Source organism: Pseudomonas palleroniana (assembly GCF_022836895.1).
Taxonomy (GTDB): domain Bacteria; phylum Pseudomonadota; class Gammaproteobacteria; order Pseudomonadales; family Pseudomonadaceae; genus Aquipseudomonas; species Aquipseudomonas palleroniana.
Window position 1 is genome coordinate 4,286,221 of record NZ_CP092411.1, and the last position, 17,126, is coordinate 4,303,346.

General features: G+C 61.5%; 19 protein-coding genes. 6 read left to right on the forward strand and 13 right to left on the reverse strand.

What is annotated here, in order from left to right:
* The first annotated feature begins 11 nt into the window (after positions 1-11).
* Positions 12-1,043, forward strand: a complete 1,032-nt coding sequence (locus MJP36_RS19330) for an ABC transporter substrate-binding protein (RefSeq protein ID WP_244383776.1) — start codon at positions 12-14, stop codon at positions 1,041-1,043.
* Here MJP36_RS19330 and nadE read toward each other — a convergent pair whose 3' ends face one another.
* From nadE to MJP36_RS19345, 3 genes are read right to left on the reverse strand one after another with little or no spacing between them, the layout of a single operon-like run.
* Positions 1,044-1,859: an ammonia-dependent NAD(+) synthetase gene (nadE, locus tag MJP36_RS19335; RefSeq protein WP_244383777.1), complete on the reverse strand. Its 816-nt coding sequence runs from the start codon at positions 1,857-1,859 to the stop codon at positions 1,044-1,046.
* Between the two features lies 1 nt (position 1,860).
* Positions 1,861-3,078, reverse strand: coding sequence for a nicotinate phosphoribosyltransferase (gene pncB / locus MJP36_RS19340; RefSeq protein ID WP_244383778.1), 1,218 nt, complete (start codon positions 3,076-3,078; stop codon positions 1,861-1,863).
* A gap of 11 nt (positions 3,079-3,089) precedes the next feature.
* Complete coding sequence (locus MJP36_RS19345; RefSeq protein ID WP_090371727.1) at positions 3,090-3,737, reverse strand: nicotinamidase; 648 nt, start codon at positions 3,735-3,737, stop codon at positions 3,090-3,092.
* A gap of 146 nt (positions 3,738-3,883) precedes the next feature.
* Here MJP36_RS19345 and MJP36_RS19350 point away from each other — a divergent pair, with 146 nt between their 5' ends.
* Entirely contained in the window at positions 3,884-4,576 is a 693-nt protein-coding gene (locus MJP36_RS19350; RefSeq protein WP_244383779.1) for an NUDIX hydrolase, read from the forward strand.
* Positions 4,577-4,582: 6 nt separating this feature from the next.
* On the opposite strand, the gene MJP36_RS19355 is transcribed toward MJP36_RS19350, so the two are convergent.
* Positions 4,583-5,356: an L-iditol 2-dehydrogenase gene (locus tag MJP36_RS19355; RefSeq protein ID WP_244383780.1), complete on the reverse strand. Its 774-nt coding sequence runs from the start codon at positions 5,354-5,356 to the stop codon at positions 4,583-4,585.
* Between the two features lie 222 nt (positions 5,357-5,578).
* Here MJP36_RS19355 and MJP36_RS19360 point away from each other — a divergent pair, with 222 nt between their 5' ends.
* A complete protein-coding gene (locus tag MJP36_RS19360) occupies positions 5,579-6,499 on the forward strand; it encodes an AraC family transcriptional regulator (protein WP_244385649.1) in 921 nt (306 codons plus the stop codon).
* Between the two features lie 6 nt (positions 6,500-6,505).
* On the opposite strand, the gene MJP36_RS19365 is transcribed toward MJP36_RS19360, so the two are convergent.
* Positions 6,506-7,306 (reverse strand): aminoglycoside phosphotransferase family protein, encoded by an 801-nt coding sequence (locus MJP36_RS19365; RefSeq protein ID WP_244383781.1) that lies wholly within the window; start codon positions 7,304-7,306, stop codon positions 6,506-6,508.
* Between the two features lie 204 nt (positions 7,307-7,510).
* Between MJP36_RS19365 and MJP36_RS19370 the strand changes: the two genes are divergently transcribed.
* Positions 7,511-8,473 carry a nucleoside-specific channel-forming protein Tsx gene (locus MJP36_RS19370; RefSeq protein ID WP_244383782.1) on the forward strand — a complete coding sequence of 321 codons (963 nt, stop codon included), beginning with the start codon at positions 7,511-7,513 and terminating at the stop codon, positions 8,471-8,473.
* 14 nt (positions 8,474-8,487) lie between these two features.
* A complete protein-coding gene (locus tag MJP36_RS19375) occupies positions 8,488-9,516 on the forward strand; it encodes a purine-nucleoside phosphorylase (RefSeq protein WP_060755357.1) in 1,029 nt (342 codons plus the stop codon).
* 256 nt (positions 9,517-9,772) lie between these two features.
* Here the strand turns inward: MJP36_RS19375 and MJP36_RS19380 are convergent, their stop codons facing one another.
* The 6 genes from MJP36_RS19380 to MJP36_RS19405 form a co-directional block, all read right to left on the reverse strand.
* Positions 9,773-10,732: a quinone oxidoreductase family protein gene (locus MJP36_RS19380; RefSeq protein ID WP_244383783.1), complete on the reverse strand. Its 960-nt coding sequence runs from the start codon at positions 10,730-10,732 to the stop codon at positions 9,773-9,775.
* Between the two features lie 30 nt (positions 10,733-10,762).
* Positions 10,763-10,936 carry a DUF1427 family protein gene (locus MJP36_RS19385; protein ID WP_081087031.1) on the reverse strand — a complete coding sequence of 58 codons (174 nt, stop codon included), beginning with the start codon at positions 10,934-10,936 and terminating at the stop codon, positions 10,763-10,765.
* An 88-nt stretch (positions 10,937-11,024) separates the two neighbouring features.
* Positions 11,025-11,789, reverse strand: a complete 765-nt coding sequence (locus MJP36_RS19390) for an AraC family transcriptional regulator (RefSeq protein WP_244383784.1) — start codon at positions 11,787-11,789, stop codon at positions 11,025-11,027.
* Positions 11,790-11,871: 82 nt separating this feature from the next.
* Positions 11,872-12,042: a metallothionein gene (locus MJP36_RS19395; protein WP_060755360.1), complete on the reverse strand. Its 171-nt coding sequence runs from the start codon at positions 12,040-12,042 to the stop codon at positions 11,872-11,874.
* 89 nt (positions 12,043-12,131) lie between these two features.
* Positions 12,132-12,587 carry a DMT family transporter gene (locus MJP36_RS19400; RefSeq protein WP_060755361.1) on the reverse strand — a complete coding sequence of 152 codons (456 nt, stop codon included), beginning with the start codon at positions 12,585-12,587 and terminating at the stop codon, positions 12,132-12,134.
* A gap of 4 nt (positions 12,588-12,591) precedes the next feature.
* On the reverse strand, positions 12,592-13,080 hold the full coding sequence (locus MJP36_RS19405; protein WP_244383785.1) for a DMT family transporter: 489 nt from the start codon (positions 13,078-13,080) through the stop codon (positions 12,592-12,594).
* A 117-nt stretch (positions 13,081-13,197) separates the two neighbouring features.
* On the opposite strand from MJP36_RS19405, the gene MJP36_RS19410 reads away from it, so the two are divergent.
* Entirely contained in the window at positions 13,198-14,130 is a 933-nt protein-coding gene (locus MJP36_RS19410) for a LysR family transcriptional regulator (RefSeq protein ID WP_244383786.1), read from the forward strand.
* Position 14,131: 1 nt separating this feature from the next.
* On the opposite strand, the gene MJP36_RS19415 is transcribed toward MJP36_RS19410, so the two are convergent.
* Positions 14,132-15,451 (reverse strand): Nramp family divalent metal transporter, encoded by a 1,320-nt coding sequence (locus tag MJP36_RS19415; protein WP_244383787.1) that lies wholly within the window; start codon positions 15,449-15,451, stop codon positions 14,132-14,134.
* Positions 15,452-15,490: 39 nt separating this feature from the next.
* Positions 15,491-17,047: a DUF726 domain-containing protein gene (locus tag MJP36_RS19420; RefSeq protein ID WP_060755365.1), complete on the reverse strand. Its 1,557-nt coding sequence runs from the start codon at positions 17,045-17,047 to the stop codon at positions 15,491-15,493.
* Positions 17,048-17,126: the final 79 nt, after the last annotated feature.

The window sequence follows — 17,126 nt, forward strand, 5'->3', positions numbered from 1 at the left end:
GAAAAACATCCATGAGCCTACGTATTGCACTGTCCTGCTTGTCCCTCGCCACACTTGCTTGCACCGCCCAGGCAGCGCCCACGCTGTACCTGGGCATGAACGGCGGCACCATGGAGCGGGTGTACGCCGACAAGGTGCTGCCCGCCTTCGAAAAAGCCAATAACGTCAAGGTGGTGATCGTGCCCGGCACGTCGTCGGACATCCTCGCCAAGGTCCAGGCCAACAAAGACAACCCGCAGATGCACGTGATGTTCCTTGATGACGGCATCATGTACCGCGCCATCTCCATGGGCCTGTGCGACAAGCTCACGCCCAATCCGACCCTGGAGCAGATCCCCGCCAAGGCGAAGATCAAGGATCAAGCCGTGGCCGTCACGCTCGGCGTGACCGGCCTTGGTTACAACGCCAAGATGTTCAAGGAAAAAGGCTGGGCGGCGCCCACCTCGTGGATGGACCTGGCCGACCCGCGCTTCAAGGACAAAGTGGTGTTCCAGTCGCTGGCCTCCTCCACTTTCGGCCTGCACGGCTTTTTGATGTTCAACCGCATCCAGGGCGGCGACGAGACCAACGTGGAGCCCGGCTTCAAGGCCTGGCCAAGCACCATCGGCCCGAATGTGCTGGAGTACATCGCCAGCTCCGCAAAAATATCTGAAATGGTGCAAACCGACGAAGCCGCCATCTTCCCGCTCACACCGACCCAGGTCACCACTCAGAAACTGCTCGGCATCCCGATGGAATATGCCCAGCCCAAGGAAGGTGCGGTGGTGCTGAACGTGGCCGAGTGCGTGATTGCGCGCAATGACCAGCCGGAACTGGCGCAGAAACTCGCGGCGTTTTTGCTGACCGCCGAAGCCCAGGCGCCGGCACTGGAAGAAGGCGACCAGATTCCGTCGAACCCGACCACCCCGACCACCGACAAGACCCGTGGCCGGGTGGAGGCCATGCAGGATTACTTGCAGAGCGCAATTTCGATTGATTGGGACCAGGTCAACCAGGCGCGGCCGGAGTGGAACGCGCGCTGGAGCCGGTCGATCGAGCGCTGATCAGACAGGCGCTATCGGCAGCGCACGCTTGTGCGCTGTCTGGCGGTACGCCTTCTCGACGATTGCCCGCACCCGTTCAGTCACCGGTTCGCCCATCAGGTAGGCATCGATCTCGGCGTAAGAACAGCCATAGGCGTGCTCATCGAGCTTGCCCGGGGCCAGCTCTTCCAGGTCGGCGGTGGGGTGTTTGTGCACCAGGTTGCCCGGTGCGCCGAGGGCGCTGGCCAGCAGCCGTACCTGGGTCTTGGTCAGGCCCGACAGCGGTGCGAGGTCACAGGCGCCGTCACCGAACTTGGTGAAGAAGCCCATCAACGCTTCCGCGCCATGGTCGGTGCCCACCACCAAACCGTTGTGCAGGTTGGCCACCGCGTATTGGGCGACCATGCGTGCCCGGGCCTTGACGTTGCCCTTGATGAAATCGACATGGCTGGCGCTGGCCTCTGCGGCGCGCAGGCTGGCCATCAAGCCATCGACAGTGGCGGCAATGTTGAGCGTTTCGATCTGGTCCGGGGCGATGAAGTCCAGGGACGCCTGGGCGTCGCCTTCGTCGGCCTGGGTCTTGTAGGGCAGGCGCATGGCGATAAAGCTTGCGGCATACGCTTCGGCGCGCAGTTGCTCGACGGCCAGTTGGCAGAGGCGCCCGGCGGTCAGTGAGTCGACGCCGCCGCTGATGCCCAGCACCAACGCCGTGCAACCCGACTGGCGCAACGTGGACTTGATGAAGTCGATACGCCGCTGAATCTCACGGGGCTCGCCGCCCTGGACCAGCGAGCGGTCGATGTTCAGTTCCTGAGCGATACGTTGCTGGGTTTGCATGTCACACCTCCACGCTGCCGACGTTGAATACCTGTGCTGCATACTGCAAGAACGAGGCGTCTTCGCAGACGTTCTTGATCGGGTCATCCGAGAACTTCACCACCGGCTCGCCGTGCACCCGCACCAGCTTCATCACGATGCTCAGCGGTTGTACACCGTCCACATCGCAGGCCAGGCTGGTGCCCATGCCAAACCCGAACTTGGCCTTGCCGCGCACGTGCCGCAGGATCGGCAGGCATTTCTCGAAGTTCAAGCCATCGGAGAACATCAGGTCCTTGGTCATCGGGTCGATACCCAACTGTTTGTAGCGGGCCAGCACCTTGTCGGCCCAGGCGATGGGGTCGCCGGAGTCCTGACGCAGGCCGTCATAGAGCTTGGCGAAATACAGATCGAAATCCTTGAGGAAGAAATCGGTGCTGATCGTATCGGTCAGGGCGATCCCCAGGCGGCCACGGTACTCACCCACCCAGTGCTCCAGTGCGGCGTTCTGGCTCTCGCGCAGGCGCCCCAGTTGCTGGTGCACCATCAGCCATTGGTGAGCCATGGTGCCGATCAACGGCAGGTCGAATTCGTAGGCCAGGTGCGCGTTGCTGGTGCCGACGAACTGGCCGGGAAAGTCGCGGCGCATGATGTCCACCACTTCGCGCTGGGCCTTGAACGACAGGCGCCGACGGGTGGAGAAGTCAGACACGCGCAAGTCGGCCAACTCCTCGCGGCTGAGGTTTTTCTCCAGCCAGTCGAACTTCTGGTAGAGCTTGCGGGTGACGTCTTCCAAGGTGACGTCGGGGTATTTGTCACGGTTGCGCAGTTCGCTGACCAGCGCCAAGACCGGTTGTTCGAACATGATGCAGTGCAGCATCGGGCCGATAACCCGGATATTCAGTTGGCCGTCGACTTCGCTGACGTGGATATAGCGCAGGTTGAAACGGAACAGGCCGAGAAAGCGTTCGTAATCCGGCGTGAGGTATTCGCGAAAACGCGGGTTGAACAGAAAGCGCAGTTCGCCTTCACGGGCCTGCAAGCCGGCCATGTTCTCAAGTTCAGCGCGCAGTTGCGGGATCAAGTGGCCGAGCTTCTCCTTGGAGCGCACGATGAAGTTGTATTCCACATCGACGTTGGGGTACTGATGCAATACGGCCTGCATCATGGTGAAGGTGTAGTAGTCGGTGTCGAGCAAGCCCTGGATCACCGGCGTTTCGTAGTTGTAGGCACTTTCCATGGTGAGTCTCCTTAACGCGTGGCGTGTACTGCCAGTTCTTCGCGGGTGCTGCTGATGACGGCACCGGCCTTGAGCAATTCATTGACGGCCTGCACGCTGCCCTCCTCACTGATCCCCCGGCAGGCCGGCAGGTGCAGGACGACCTCCAGGCCGGCCTTGAGCAATTGCAGCGCGGTGGTCTTGACGCAGTAGTCCAGGGCCAGACCGCCGACGATCACCCGCACGACGCCCTGGGCCTTCAAATACTCGATCACACCGGTGGAAAGCTTGTCGTGCAGGTCGTGATAGCAGGCACCGTAAGGGTGCAGATCGGGTTCGACGCCCTTCCAGACGAAGTAGTCGTAGTCATACGGGGCGGGCAGTTCATCGAGCAGCGTAAAACCCTCGGTACCCGGCACGCAGTGGCTGACCCAGGTGAGGTCGGCGTGAGGCAGGCCGGTGGGTTGCAACATCGCGCTGGCCTCGGTCACCACCCACGGTGCGTGCGGGGTATGGGCGTCCTTGCTACCCACACGGTGGCCAACGAGGCTGGCCATGTAGTTGAGCTCGGCGCCGATCTGGTCACCACCCGCCACCGGCAGTTCGTTGGGGCACAGCGGCGTGAAGCTCTTCTGGGCATCGACATCAAATGAAGCGAGGGCGGTTTTCGCGAGGGTCATGGTGGTTCTCCTGTGGCCTGGAAACAAAAGTACATGTCATGTACTTTCATTGCAAGAAACATTTGTTTATCTATGCTGGAACCAGTACATGACATATCTGTTCGATTGGTTAGACTGTGCGCCACCGCTGTTGCGAAGGATTTCCCATGCCACTTAGCCCTTACCTGCATACCGTCGACCTCTGCGCGCTGTTCTACTGCCGCGCCTCCGGCGAATTGAAACTGCTGCTCAATAAGCGCGACGCCGAACCCTTCGCCGGGCATTGGGCGCTGCCCGGGGTGGTGGTCAACGGCGATGTGCAAGACTTGAGCCTCAAGGATGCGGTGGAGCGTTTGCGGGTGAGCGCCAAAGTCGGCCTGGACCTGGCCTGGTGCGAGCAGGTCGGCACCGTGGGCGACGCATTTCGCGACCCGCGTTGCTGGTCGTCGTCCACCTTCTACCTGGCGATCGTCGCGGATGAGGTGACGCTGGCCGAACACCAGGGCTGGTTTTCACTGAATGCGCTGGCAAATGGCAGCATCAAGCTACCGTTTGACCATAACCTGATCGTCGCGGCAGTCCAGGAGCGGCTGTTTTCCAAGTCGCTGTACAGCAGCTTGCCGTTGCTGTTCCTGGGGAATGAATTCAGTGCGCCGGAAGCGACCACGATTTTTTCGCTGGTGCTGGCGCGGCCGGTGTTGAAGACCAGTATTCGTCAGCGTCTGTTGAAGCTGACCGAGGCGGGATATCTGCGTGAGACCGGGCGCAAGAAGCACGGCGAAGGCGGCAGGCCCCAGGCGACCGTGCAGAGCCTGAGGCCTGGAGCGGTGTATTTCTTTGATCGCAGCTTTGCTGAATAAACGCGGTCAGCTCATCCAGTTGCCACCGTCGACGTTGTAGGTTTGCGCAACCACATAGTCGGCGTCCTGCGAGGCCAGGAAGATCGCCATCCCGGTCAGGTCCTGCGCCGTGCCCATGCGCCCGAACGGCACTTCGGCGCCTACCCGCCTCTTCTTCTCGCCGGGGGCCAGCCCCTCATGCCGGGCGAACAGCGCATCCACCCCGTCCCAGTGCTCACCGTCTACCACCCCCGGGGCGATGGCGTTGACGTTGATACCGTGCTTGATCAGGTTCAACCCCGCCGACTGCGTGAGGCTGATCACCGCCGCCTTGGTCGCACAATAGATCGCCACCAACGGCTCGCCACGCCGCCCTGCCTGACTGGCCATGTTGATGATCTTGCCGCCATGGCCCTGGTTGATCATCTGCCGTGCGGCGGCTTGCAACGTGAACAGCGTGCCGGCGACGTTGATCGAGAACAGCCGCTCATAGCTGTCGCGGGTGATCTCGACAATCGGCGCCAGGTCGAACAGCGCCGCGTTGTTGATCAGGATGTCGAGCTTGCCGGCATGGGCGACCACGGCGGCAATCGCCGCATCGATAGAGGCCTGGTCGGTGACGTCCATCGCCACCGCGTAAGCCTGTGGGCCCAACTCGAGTGCCGTGGCCCGGGCGCGTTGCAGGTTGATGTCGGCGATCGCGACGCTAGCCCCTTCGGCAATATAGGCCTGGGCAAAGGCGCGGCCGATACCGCGTGCCGATCCGGTGATCAGCGCGCTTTTACCTTGCAGTCGTTTCATGAGCGTGGTCCCTTGGGGGTCATAGCGTGTTTTTGGGGTTGAGGGCCGATTACAGCAGCTTGACCAAACCCGCTCAAACACATGGCGAATGCTCGACTGATGCTTTTTTAACCTCATCGTCAAAATCAAAAAAGTATCGGCTCAGGGCGAAACCCTGGGTAGCGCAGAGGCTGCCGGTGCGCGTATTTTGAGGCGTTCCCCTACTTGGAAAGAGGCATGAGCATGCCCGTCAGCCGCGCCGAACTGTTCGAGCATCGCCCCGCCGAACTTGAAGTGATCCTGCCCGAACCGGACCGCTGCTTTCGCTGGTTCGAACATGACTACCCTTACGACCTGGCGCGCTGGAACCACCATCCCGAGTTCGAAATCCACCTGATCCGCCAAGGCAGCGGCAAACTGGTCGCTGGGGATTACATCGGCGCTTTCAACGCCGGGCATGTTGCGCTGATCGGCCCGAACCTGCCTCACGACTGGATCGGCGACCTCGCCCCCGGCGAATACCTGAAGGGGCGCGACGTGGTGCTGCAATTCGACGGCGCCGCCCTCCTCGCCTTGCGTAAAAACCTGCCGGAGCTGGGCGATTTGCGCCCCTTGTTCGAACAGGCGCGGCGCGGCCTGGCATTCAGCGCCTGCACGGCCACGCAGGCTGCACAGTTGATCGAGGCCATCGGCAGTGCCCACGGCCTGCAACGGCTGATCCTGTTCCTGCAACTGCTCGACACCCTGAAAAACGCACCACAGCAGCAGGTTCAGACACTGGCCAGCCCCTGCTACGCCCCCACGCTGGATGCGCGCAGTGCCGAACGCATCAACCAGGCCTTCGACTACCTGATCCGGGAACTCACCGGCGACGTGCGCCTGTCGGTGATCGCCCGGCAACTGGAGATGAGCGAAGCGGGCTTCTCGAGGTTCTTCAAGCGCAACACCGGCCATGGTTTTATCGAGCTGATGCGCAAGTTCCGCGTGCAGCGCGCCTGCCGGTTGTTACTGCAAAGCGAGATGTCGGTGGCGGCTATCTGCTTTGAAGTGGGTTACGCCAACCTGTCCAACTTCAACCGGCACTTTCGGATCGAGATGAATCTGACGCCGAGTGAATATCGCCGTGAAACGGCGATGCAATGGTTCAACCGCACTGGCCTGTAGCATCGGTTACCGGGCCAACGCGCTTTGTGCCAGGTGGACGACCTCAAGATTGATTTCTGCGCGCTGGCGTTCTCCGTCCTCAAGAAACCAGGCTGCCGATAATCCGGCATGCGCCACTACCCATTGCAGCAGGCGTGGGCGTGCGAGGCCGGCCGTTTGTGCAATCACGTCAACCTGGCGGATGAAACGTACCGGGTCGTTACAGGTAGGCAAATCCGGGTTACAGATCAGATTGGCGTAGTCGTAACCGCGCTCGCCCATCACCCGCTTTGGGTCGATCGCCAGCCAACCCCGCGCACCGAAGTCGAGAATATTGTCGTGATGGACATCACCATGCAGCACCACGATGTCCTGTTGCGCCGCCAGCAACGCATGCGCCGTCGCTGCGCAGTCGAGCAACCTGCCGCCCTCATCCTCAGCCGCATTCCACAAAGACTGAAACCAGACGTCCAGGGTCAGTAACCCTTGCGGTGGCGATGGACGCGGCGCGTGCAGTCTGGCAACCGTCGCGCAGGCAATCCGACTGGCTTCGTCATCCTGACCCGTGAGCGCCATACGCATCAAGGAACCCGAGCCGGTGGCACGTTCCATCAACAACGCATCGTCATCATGGGCGTACACCTGCGCGGCGCCGTCGCCTGCCCACCAGCTCATCAACCGCCCACCGAGCTTTTCTTCCGAGGTATTGGCAATTTTCAACATCGCCGGGCAGCCTTGCCAGCGCACGGGCAGCAAGTGGCTGCCGGGCGTCACGATAGGCTCGCCGTCGGCACTCAGGTTCCAGGATTGCAAATAGCGCTCGAACATCAAGGAACTCCTTGGGTTATCCCGTAAAAATGACACCCAGTCATTTTTGATCAAAAGGCCAATTAATTCAGATTTTTTTCATAGTGCTCAACCCTTTGAGCAAAGTTGGTACGCCGCGTGCAAACGTTTGCGAAATAAACTTGGTAGCCAAGTTCACCTTACCCGAGCAATCGGGTTCAAACCGCGTACGAATAGGGATTTTCAATGCACTCCACTTCAAGGCGTCATGCTTGCGTTGGTGTTTCCTTGCTACTGGCCGCCGTTACGGGAGTACTCAGCGCACCCATTTTGGCGCAGCCGACACCGGTCGATGACTCAGCACAGGGCGAAACGCTCAGTCCTGAAACCAAGAACCCTGATGCCGGCCCCGCAAAAAAAGGCACGTACCTGTCGGACTGGTTCAACCAGGACCTGACGCTGATCGGCAGCAAAGACATCAGCTTCGGCCCCAAGCCGCAAGATGACGTCTACCTGGAATACGAGTACTTCGGCCGCAAGGGCCCGTTCGAGCTGTATGGCTATATCGACGTACCGAAGATTCTCGGCATCGGTAACAGTAATGACAAAGGCGCGTGGGACCATGGCTCGCCCGTGTTCATGGAGCACGAGCCGCGGATATCCATCGACTACCTGGCAGGTCGCAGCCTGGCCGTCGGCCCGTTCAAGGAATGGTACGTCGCGTTTGACTGGATCTATGACCACGGCAGCAATAAGTCCAACCGTGCCAACACCCTGTACAGCGGCCTGGGCACCGACATCGACACCCATTCGCGGGTCAACCTGTCGGCCAACTTTTATGGGCGCTACCAATGGGAAAACTATGGCGCCAGCAATGAATATTCGTGGGACGGCTACCGTGCGCAAATGAAGTACATCGTGCCGATCAGTACGTTCGATAACGGTGCGTCGCTGACCTATATCGGTTTTACCAACTACGATTTCGGCTCAAGCCTGCACAAGGACAACCCGGCGCGCACCGCCAATGCGTTGGTGGCCACCAACGTGCTGCTGTACTCGTTTACCCATCTGCGCTTCACCCTGGTGGGTCGTTATTTCCACAACGGCGGCAACTGGGAGGATGGCAGCGAGCTGAACTTCGGCGAGGGCAACTTCCGCGCCCGCTCCGAAGGCTGGGGCTATTACGCCGGTGTGGGTTACCAATTCTGATCAAGGAGCTTTAGATGAACGTGCTTACCCGTCTCTCGCTGGCCATCGGCCTGGCGTTTTTGCCGCATGTGGTACTGGCCGATGCGCCTGCGCCGATCAAGCCGAAGGTGATGCTGATCACCATGTTCGCCCCTGAGGCGCAAACCTGGATAGACCGTCTGGAACTCAAGCAGGAAGTCCGCGTGCCGGGGCTTTCCGCCGAATACCCGGTGATACGCTGCAACACTCAGGCTGTTTGCCTGCTGGTCACCGGCATGGGCCAGACCAACGCCGCCGCTTCCACCCTCGCCCTGGCCTTGTCGCCCAAGTTCGACCTGCGCCAGAGCTACTTCCTGATCGCCGGGATTGCCGGTATCAACCCCAAGCACGGCACTATCGGTACAGCCGCCTGGGCCCATTACCTGGTGGAATTCGGCACCCAGTGGGAGCTGGATTCGCGCGATGCGCCCAAGGATTGGCCGACGGGTTACATCGGCATCAATACCAAGGGGCCGAACGAGAAACCACCGCTGGACTACAAGACCGAAGTGTTTGAGCTCAACCCCAAGCTGCAGGCCAAGGCGTTTGCCTTGTCGCAGAAAGTCGAGTTGAGCGAAAGCAAGGAATCCAGCGCCTGGCGTAAACACTACCCGTCCGCCCCGGCCAACCAACCGCCACAGGTCACACGTTGCGACACCCTGGCCGGTAACACCTGGTTCTCCGGCACGCGCCTGAGCGAGCGCGCCGAGGTCTGGACCCGCCTGCTCACGGACAATAAAGGCGAATACTGCACCACCCAGCAGGAAGACAACTCCACCTATGAAGCCTTGCTGCGCGCCAGTCGCGAAGGCCTGGTGGATATCCAGCGGCTGGCCGTGGTGCGTGCGGGCTCCGATTTCGACCGGCCTTATCCCGGCTACAGCGAGGTGGACAACCTGTTGAAGTACGCAGACCAAGGGGGGTTCGTGCCGGCACTGGAAAACCTGTACCGCACGGGTAACCCGTTGGTACAGGCGATCCTGAAGAACTGGTCGGCGTGGGAAAAAGGCGTTCCAGACGCCTGATAAAGATCAAATGCAGGGAGGGCTGCAGAACACATGATCTGTAGTGAGCGGGCTTGCCCTAATGCCAGTCAATTAAGGATTAACGCGGTCACTGTGGGAGGGGGCTTGCTCCCGATGGACTGCGTAGCAGGCCCATTTTTGAGGCCGCTGCGCGGCCTATCGGGAGCAAGCCCCCTCCCACAATTTATTCATCGCCCGCTTAATCGCTTAACTGACTGGCATTAGAGCTTGCCCCCTTCCACATTTTTGGGCGGCATCAAGGCAGGAAAATAATCTTGTCCGCACTGCCGCTGTTCACCTGCTCATAGCACTGGACGCCCCCGGCCAACGCCACTTCACGCAACCCTGTCGGCAGCGGCAGCGAGCCTTCATCAAAGAAGCGCCCAAACTGCTCCAGCATCACCGCGCACTGCTCACAGTTGTAGAGCAGCGAATTGATACCCACCACCGAGCCCCCCTTGCGGTACAACGCCAGGGCCGGCAGTTGCACGTGACCGTCGACCGGCGCGGCGATGATTGCGATGCGCCCGAATGGCGCCAACCCCGCGACCGCAGCCGGCAGCCAAAAACCGGTGGTATCGAAGATCACATCCGCCCCGCCCTCGAACACCGCATTGACCTGCTTGCCCAATGCTTCGGGTTGCGCCAGGGCAATCGCATCAACCCCTTGCGCCTGCAGTACCTCGACCTGATCGGCCTTGCGCACCGCCGCCAGCACCTGGGCACCGCGAATTTTCGCCAGGGCCAACGCCGCGCTGCCGACAGCACCGTTGGCGCCAATCACCAACACGCGCGTGCCTTTGCCGACACCGCTGCGCTCCAGGGCATCCCAAGCGGTGGTGTACGGCACACCAAGGCTGGCGGCCTGGGCAAAACTCAAGTGTGTGGGTTTGTGCGCCACGCCCTTGGCCGACACGGTGAGGTACTGCGCGTGAGAGCCATCGGCAAAAAAACCCAGGTCACGGCCGGTGCCCCAAACCGCCTGGCCGACCAGTGCTGGCGGGCCTTCCACCACGACACCGGCAAAGTCCCGTCCGGGAATACGCGGCAAGGTGGTGTAGGGAAAACGCCCGAGCACGTTTTTCACATCACTGGGGTTCAGGCCGGCCGCTTTGACCTGGACCAACACTTCACCCGCAGCCGGCACCGGTTGGGCGACCTCAACGAAACTCAGGGCCGCCAGGTCGCCCGTGGCGGAAAATTGCAATGCTTTCATGGCCAATATCCATCGAAGGGAAAGAGTAAATCAGGACAACCAGGCGCTCAGCCACTCACGCCCCATGGGCCAGAGCTTTTCACCGAGCAGCATGCCCATCAGGCCCACCAGGGCAATGGCGGGCGGTGCGGGGGAGCGAAAGTCCAAGGCACCGTAGATCAGGCCGACGAGCAGGCCGATGGCGAGGGAAGCAAAGTAGTTCATGACGTTCACGCCTGGCGAGTTGATGGGCTCAGTGTAGTGAGCCCATCCCGGAAGCATCGGCCAAGTGCTTCAGGATTTCGGCCAAGCCTCAGCCGACATAGTGCGACGGCGCCACGCCGAGTTCGCGTCGGAACATGTCGCTGAAACTGCTGGGTGAATAGCCCAGGGAGCGGGCGATGCCGCTGACCGATTGGCCCTGGATCAGCTCAGCCACCGCCGTGGCCAACTGCACTTGCCGACGCCACTCGGCGAAGCCCATGCCCAGATGCTGCTGGAACAACCGCGCCAGGGTGCGCACACTGGCACCTGCCGCCTCGGCGTGTTGCTCGAAGGGAATCTCCAGCGACGGCGCCGCCATCACCGCCTGGCAGGCGCTGATCAGCCGCCGATCCGCTTGCGGCGGCATGGCGATGCGGATCTGCGAGCGGCGTGCCCGTTGCAGCTCCAGCAGCGCCAGGCCGACCACCGCGTCGTAATACGTCGAATCACCGTTATCGCCTTGCTCGACCAGGCTGACGATCAACTCACGCAGCAGCCCACCGACTTCAATCACCTGCACCTGGCTGTCCAGTGTCGCGGCCAACGCCGGGCGCAGGTAGATATTGCGCATCTGCAGGTCCGAGACCACGCGAATCCCATGCTCCACACCCGGTGGCAGCCACACAGCGCGCTGCGGCGGCACAACCAAGGCTTCACGGGGCGTCTCGACCCACATCACGCCGCTCATGGCGTAGAGCAACTGCCCCCAGTCATGGCTGTGCGGCTCCACATACAAGCCTCGCGGGTACGTGCGTGCCAGGGGTTGCACGGGGACGGCATGATCAGTCAGGTCGGGGGGAGCGGCCAGGGCCATGGGGTGCACATTCAGTCAAGGGTGAGCGGCCATGGTAATGACCGCCACCCGATAATCCGAGAGGATTTTTAACCGAGCGTATTCAAGCATGCGCCGACTTGGCGCATTCACAGCCGGTCGACGAGGCGCACGGCTCGCCATGGGCATGGTGCTCGGCACAGCCTTCGCAGCAATAGCCCTTACCGTCCTTCATCACCGCATTTTTACCCAGTACGCATTTGCAATGTGGGCAGGCACAGGTGTTATCAGCCATGGTCAGACTCCTTTTACATGGTCGTCCCGGCGCAGCGGATGCCGCACCTTAAACAGTGACTGCCGGCAAGCAAGCAGGGTTCAGCGCCGTTAGTCGACCTGGCTTCTGTTGCTGCGATACATAAACACCAGGGCCAGGGCCAGCAGCACCATCGCCAGGATCCGGCTGCCCGACAGTTCGATGGCCGGGTTGCCCAGCCAGCCGAAATTGTCGATCAGCATGCCCATGCCCAACTGGCCGACGATCACCGCCACCGTCGCCACTGCCGTGCCGACCACGGGCACCGCGCCGACCATCACGATCATGTACACCACGCCGAACAAGGCGCCGGTCAGCTGCCATTTGGGCACATCCAGCAAACTGACGGCATGGGCCGGTTCGAAGAAGAAAACCAACAATGCCGTGACCAGTGCGCCGACCGCGAAGGTCAGCAAGCTGCTGCGCAATACGCCCACCGACTGCCCCAGGCGACCGTTGATCGCCGCCTGCACACTCAGCACCGCACCGGCGGCGATCACCAGTACCAATAATAAAATCAGGTTCATCGCCTTACCCTCGTGCAATCAAGATCAATGCCGCCACAATCAACGCCAGCGCAATCCAGCGCTCGGCATTGACCCGTTTGCGTGCGGTGCCGAACCAACCGAAATGATCGATCAACACGCTCTTGCCGACTTGACCCGACAAGATCGCGATCATGGTCATCGCCACCCCGATGTGCGGCGTGGCAAGCGTCAGCACCACCACGTAGATCGGCCCCAGGAACCCGCCGATCAATTGCCAGCGCGGCAGCCCGGCCAGCGCCGGGCCTTTTTGCGGGCCGCTGAACAACAGCAGCAAAAACAGGATCGCCGAGCCGACGCCAAAAATACTCAAGGTCGCCCATAAATGGCCGACTTGAGCCCCCAGCGGCCCCAACAGACCGGCCTCCACCGACAAGCCCATGCCCGCCATGATCACCAACGGTAACAACAGCAGCTGCAATAGGTTTTTTTTCGGCCGGGCCTGCGCCATGGCCGCAGTAGAACTGGCTTGCATACATCACCTGCGCTTCAGAAAAGGAAACATGGCGCGCATTATCCGGTGGCCGTCCTGTGCGATAAATGGGAGCATGCTGACAACACCTTTGCGCAATACGCACAGCCAGGGATTACCATGCAGGGTTTGAATGAACTGAGTTTCAAGGCGTTGCGCCTGTTTGTCGCGGTGCTCGACTACGGCAGTTTTTCCGCAGTGGCGCGCCGCGAAAGCCTGGCGCCCTCCTCCATTTCCCGGCAGATCCAGTTGATGGAACAGGCCCTCGGCCAACAACTGCTCTACCGCCACACCCGTGCGGTCAGCCCCACCGAGGCCGGGCGCCTGCTCGGCCAGCATGCACGCGTGATGCTGGAACAACTGGAAGCCGCCGGCCAAGCCCTGCAGGAACATGAACGAGAGCCCAGCGGCCTGGTGCGCATCAATGCGCCGATGGTGTTCGGCCAGCGTCATCTGTCCCCATGGCTCGGCGAGCTGTGCAGGCGCTACCCGAAGTTGCAACTGGAAATCCAGCAAACCGACACCTACGTCGATCCGTTGCAAGACGGCACCGACTTGTTGTTTCGCATCGGTGTGCTCAACGACTCCAGCATGCAGGCACGCATCTTCGCGCCCCAACGCTTTCGTATCGCCGCCAGCCCCGCTTACCTGGCCCGCCATGGCACGCCGAGCCACCCTGATGAACTGGTCAAGCATCAATGCCTGGCCTACAAGGGCGTCACCGGCCAGCAACGCTGGTTCTTTCGACGCACCCCAGGCGACTGGACACCCTATAGCGTCAAAGGCCCCATCACCGGCAACCATGCCGACACACTCACCCACGCCGCCGAACAGGGCCTGGGGTTGGTGGTGTTCCCGTCCTGGCTGATTGGCGAGAGCTTGCGCGCCGGCACCTTGCAGGCGGTGCTCACCGACTACGAAGTGGCGACGACCCTGGAGCCGCAACAGATAGCCGCGCTATGGCCCGGCGGCCGACGGCTGTCGCTGAAGGTGCGCACGGTGATTGATTATTTTGTGGAGTGTTTTGGACGGGAGCCGTATTGGGATCGGTGATTCAGAACAACCACTGCCCAATCAACCACGCATTCGCCCCACTGATCAGCGCAAACAGGAACCACGCCAGTAACCGCGTGGGCAACCGATTGACGAATGGCCCCATCAATTGCTTGTCATCGGTCAAGCGGATCAGCGGGTAAAGCGCGAACGGCAACTGCAGGCTGAGCACCACCTGGCTAAGGATCAGCAGCTTGCCGATAGCCTCGTCCCCCATCAGCCACACCCCGAGAAACGCCGGGATCAGCGCCAGCCCACGAGTGATCAACCGTCGCTGCCAGCACGGAATGCGCAGGTTTAGGTAACCCTCCATGATCACCTGCCCGGCGATGGTGCCGGTAAAGGTGGAGCTTTGCCCGGAGGCCAGCAGGGCGATACCGAACAGGATACTGGCGAAAGCACCACCCACGAGTGGGTCCAGCAGGTGGTAGGCGTCCTGGATCTCGACCACATCGGTATGGCCGGTCTTGTAGAACGCAGCCGCCGCCAGCACCAGGATCGCGGCGTTCACCAGCAATGCCAGGGCCAGGGAGCCAATGGTGTCGATACGGGCCAGCTTGACCGCATCCTGTTTGCTGGCGAGGTCCTTGCCGATCAACCGGGTTTGCACGACGGAGGTGTGCAGGTAGAGGTTATGGGGCATCACCGTAGCGCCCAGGATGCCGATGGCCAGGTACAGCGGCGCCGCGTCGCTGATAGCCGACAGCGACGGAGTGAAGCCGCTGAGCACGTCCGGCCAGTAAGGCTTGATCAGCACCAGCTCGATAAAGAAGCACACGCCGATGGTCGCCACCAGCGCCAGCATGATTGCCTCCAGGCGGCGGAACCCTCGGTTTTGCAGGGCCAGGACCAATAACGTGTCGAAGGCGGTGATGACGATGCCCGTGGTCAGCGACACGCCAAGCAGCAGGTGAAACGCCAGGGCGCAGCCGAGCACTTCGGCGAGGTCGGTGGCGATGATGGAGATTTCCGCCAGCACCCACTGGGTGCGTGCAGAGCGCCGGCTATAGCGCTCGCGGCACAGCTGGGCGAGGTCTTTGCCGGTGGCGATACCCAGCCGCGAGCACAGGCATTGCACCGCCATGCCGGCCAGGCTTGCCAGCAGGACCACAAACAACAGGCTGTAGCCGTAGCGCGAACCGGCCTCGATGGCCGTTGCCCAGTTGCCCGGGTCCATGTATCCGATGGAGATCAACAGGCCGGGGCCGGCGAACATCAACATCCGCTTGAAGAACGAAGCCTTGGGGTCGACGGCAACGGAGCCTGCCACTTCCGGCGGGCAGAACGGGGCGGTAGCGATTTTCGGCAGGCTGAATTTCACGCGGCATTCCAGGCAGACAACACAAGACAGGCGTGCAGCTTAGCAGTCGGACGCAACCGTGCGCATCACCGTTTCCCGGGGCAGGTCAAACGCTTCGACCACTTGTACCGCCAGGTCCATTTCCTGGTTGAGAGCCTCACGCTCCATGCGCTGGCGAATCATGCCGACCACCAGCACCGCCAAGGTGGTGATCGAGTAAGCCGGGCCGGAAAATGCACGCACACCGCTGACCAGCAACATCGCCGCCGCCAGCACCTGGCCCACCACCGGAATCGCGGTGGCCGCGCCCCGGCGCAGGATAAACCCGGTGAGCCCCGCCAATGCGGTACCACTCAACGCGGTGGTCGCCGAACGGCCCAGGTCGAAGCGGGTGAACAACCCCTGCTCTCTTTGGGCGGCAGCCTTGAGTTCAGCGTCGAAAGCCTGCCGATCGGCGCCGCTCAGTTTGTCTTTGTACTGCTCGATCAGTGTTTGCGCGACCTGCGCCTCGATCTCCGCCAGTGCCACGGACTCAACCGGCTCATCGAACTTGATCCCCAGCCGTTGAGCCACATCCTCGGCTATCTGGCGATAACTCACGCCATGGCCGCGGGCCAGGTTCATGAAGCTGTCACCGCCCATGCGCTGCAACTCGATGGCCAGTTTCAGCGGTTCACGCACACTGGCATCGATTGAGGCGCTGCGCTTTTGCGCCATCAGCTCAGCGAGAAACTTCAGCTCTTCCGGGCGCGCCTGCACCAGTGCCGGGAACAGCGCCACGTCCTCCTCGGCGAACCGCACCTCAGCGCTACGCTGGTCGGCGCGGATCAGGCCGCGCCGCTCTTGCAACAGGTCGGTGTACTGCACCACCGTCTGCAATTGCGGCCAGTAGGCGGCGTGATCGAAGGTCGGCAGATGCACATTGGTGACCTTGGCCTTCAACGCCGGTGTGACCTCAATGGCATAGCGACCAATGCAGCGCTCGGTATCCGGTTTTATCGCCAGTGCCCAGTCCTTGCTCGAGTGGCAGTTTATCACCCGCCCCTTGAATGGCACCGACACCTCTTCCCACGGGCTGGACGTACAGATCGCCCCGCCCATCAGCAGCAGATTATTCAACGGCAACTCGCGGGCAACCTGCGGGCTGGCCAACACACTCTTGACCAGGATGCGCGCGCCGAGGGAATGACCGATCAGGTTGATACGCCGCACCGGCAGCGCTTCAGCGCGCAGGTAGCCGGCCAGCTCGGGCAATAAGGTCTTGGCCACTTCATCGACACGCGCCTCGACACTTTTGTAATGGTCGAGAAAATAGGCAATCGCCTTGCCCACTCCCACCGTTGCAGCGCCCACGCCGCCACCGCCGAGCATCGAGGCGAGCACGTCCTTGAACGGTGCGAACAGGTTTTCCAGGAAATGCCCCGCCGGCCAGAACAGCATCAGGTTGGTCGAGCCTTCGATACTCGCCAGTTGTTGCTTGAAACTGCCCAGTTGCTGGCGGTTGAAGAACGCCGAATAACCGTGAACGTAGAGATTGAGCACCTCCCCCTGGGGCTCGCCGCACAGCAAAAAGGTGGGCTTGCGGGTACGGTGCATTTCATCCCACTGGTGTTGCATGGGCCGGTGACTCCTGGTGACGATGGGCGGCGATAGTAACAAAGCATGGCGCTGACAAAGGTGAATCCTGACCGGCGTG

Bases quoted from the DNA above. Each gene is read 5' to 3' on its own strand.
- MJP36_RS19330 (WP_244383776.1), top strand. From the start codon at position 12: ATGAGCCTACGTATTGCACTGTCCTGCTTGTCCCTCGCCACACTTGCT.
- nadE (WP_244383777.1), bottom strand. From the start codon at position 1,859: ATGCAAACCCAGCAACGTATCGCTCAGGAACTGAACATCGACCGCTCG.
- pncB (WP_244383778.1), bottom strand. From the start codon at position 3,078: ATGGAAAGTGCCTACAACTACGAAACGCCGGTGATCCAGGGCTTGCTC.
- MJP36_RS19345 (WP_090371727.1), bottom strand. From the start codon at position 3,737: ATGACCCTCGCGAAAACCGCCCTCGCTTCATTTGATGTCGATGCCCAG.
- MJP36_RS19350 (WP_244383779.1), top strand. From the start codon at position 3,884: ATGCCACTTAGCCCTTACCTGCATACCGTCGACCTCTGCGCGCTGTTC.
- MJP36_RS19355 (WP_244383780.1), bottom strand. From the start codon at position 5,356: ATGAAACGACTGCAAGGTAAAAGCGCGCTGATCACCGGATCGGCACGC.
- MJP36_RS19360 (WP_244385649.1), top strand. From the start codon at position 5,579: ATGCCCGTCAGCCGCGCCGAACTGTTCGAGCATCGCCCCGCCGAACTT.
- MJP36_RS19365 (WP_244383781.1), bottom strand. From the start codon at position 7,306: ATGTTCGAGCGCTATTTGCAATCCTGGAACCTGAGTGCCGACGGCGAG.
- MJP36_RS19370 (WP_244383782.1), top strand. From the start codon at position 7,511: ATGCACTCCACTTCAAGGCGTCATGCTTGCGTTGGTGTTTCCTTGCTA.
- MJP36_RS19375 (WP_060755357.1), top strand. From the start codon at position 8,488: ATGAACGTGCTTACCCGTCTCTCGCTGGCCATCGGCCTGGCGTTTTTG.
- MJP36_RS19380 (WP_244383783.1), bottom strand. From the start codon at position 10,732: ATGAAAGCATTGCAATTTTCCGCCACGGGCGACCTGGCGGCCCTGAGT.
- MJP36_RS19385 (WP_081087031.1), bottom strand. From the start codon at position 10,936: ATGAACTACTTTGCTTCCCTCGCCATCGGCCTGCTCGTCGGCCTGATC.
- MJP36_RS19390 (WP_244383784.1), bottom strand. From the start codon at position 11,789: ATGGCCCTGGCCGCTCCCCCCGACCTGACTGATCATGCCGTCCCCGTG.
- MJP36_RS19395 (WP_060755360.1), bottom strand. From the start codon at position 12,042: ATGGCTGATAACACCTGTGCCTGCCCACATTGCAAATGCGTACTGGGT.
- MJP36_RS19400 (WP_060755361.1), bottom strand. From the start codon at position 12,587: ATGAACCTGATTTTATTATTGGTACTGGTGATCGCCGCCGGTGCGGTG.
- MJP36_RS19405 (WP_244383785.1), bottom strand. From the start codon at position 13,080: ATGCAAGCCAGTTCTACTGCGGCCATGGCGCAGGCCCGGCCGAAAAAA.
- MJP36_RS19410 (WP_244383786.1), top strand. From the start codon at position 13,198: ATGCAGGGTTTGAATGAACTGAGTTTCAAGGCGTTGCGCCTGTTTGTC.
- MJP36_RS19420 (WP_060755365.1), bottom strand. From the start codon at position 17,047: ATGCAACACCAGTGGGATGAAATGCACCGTACCCGCAAGCCCACCTTT.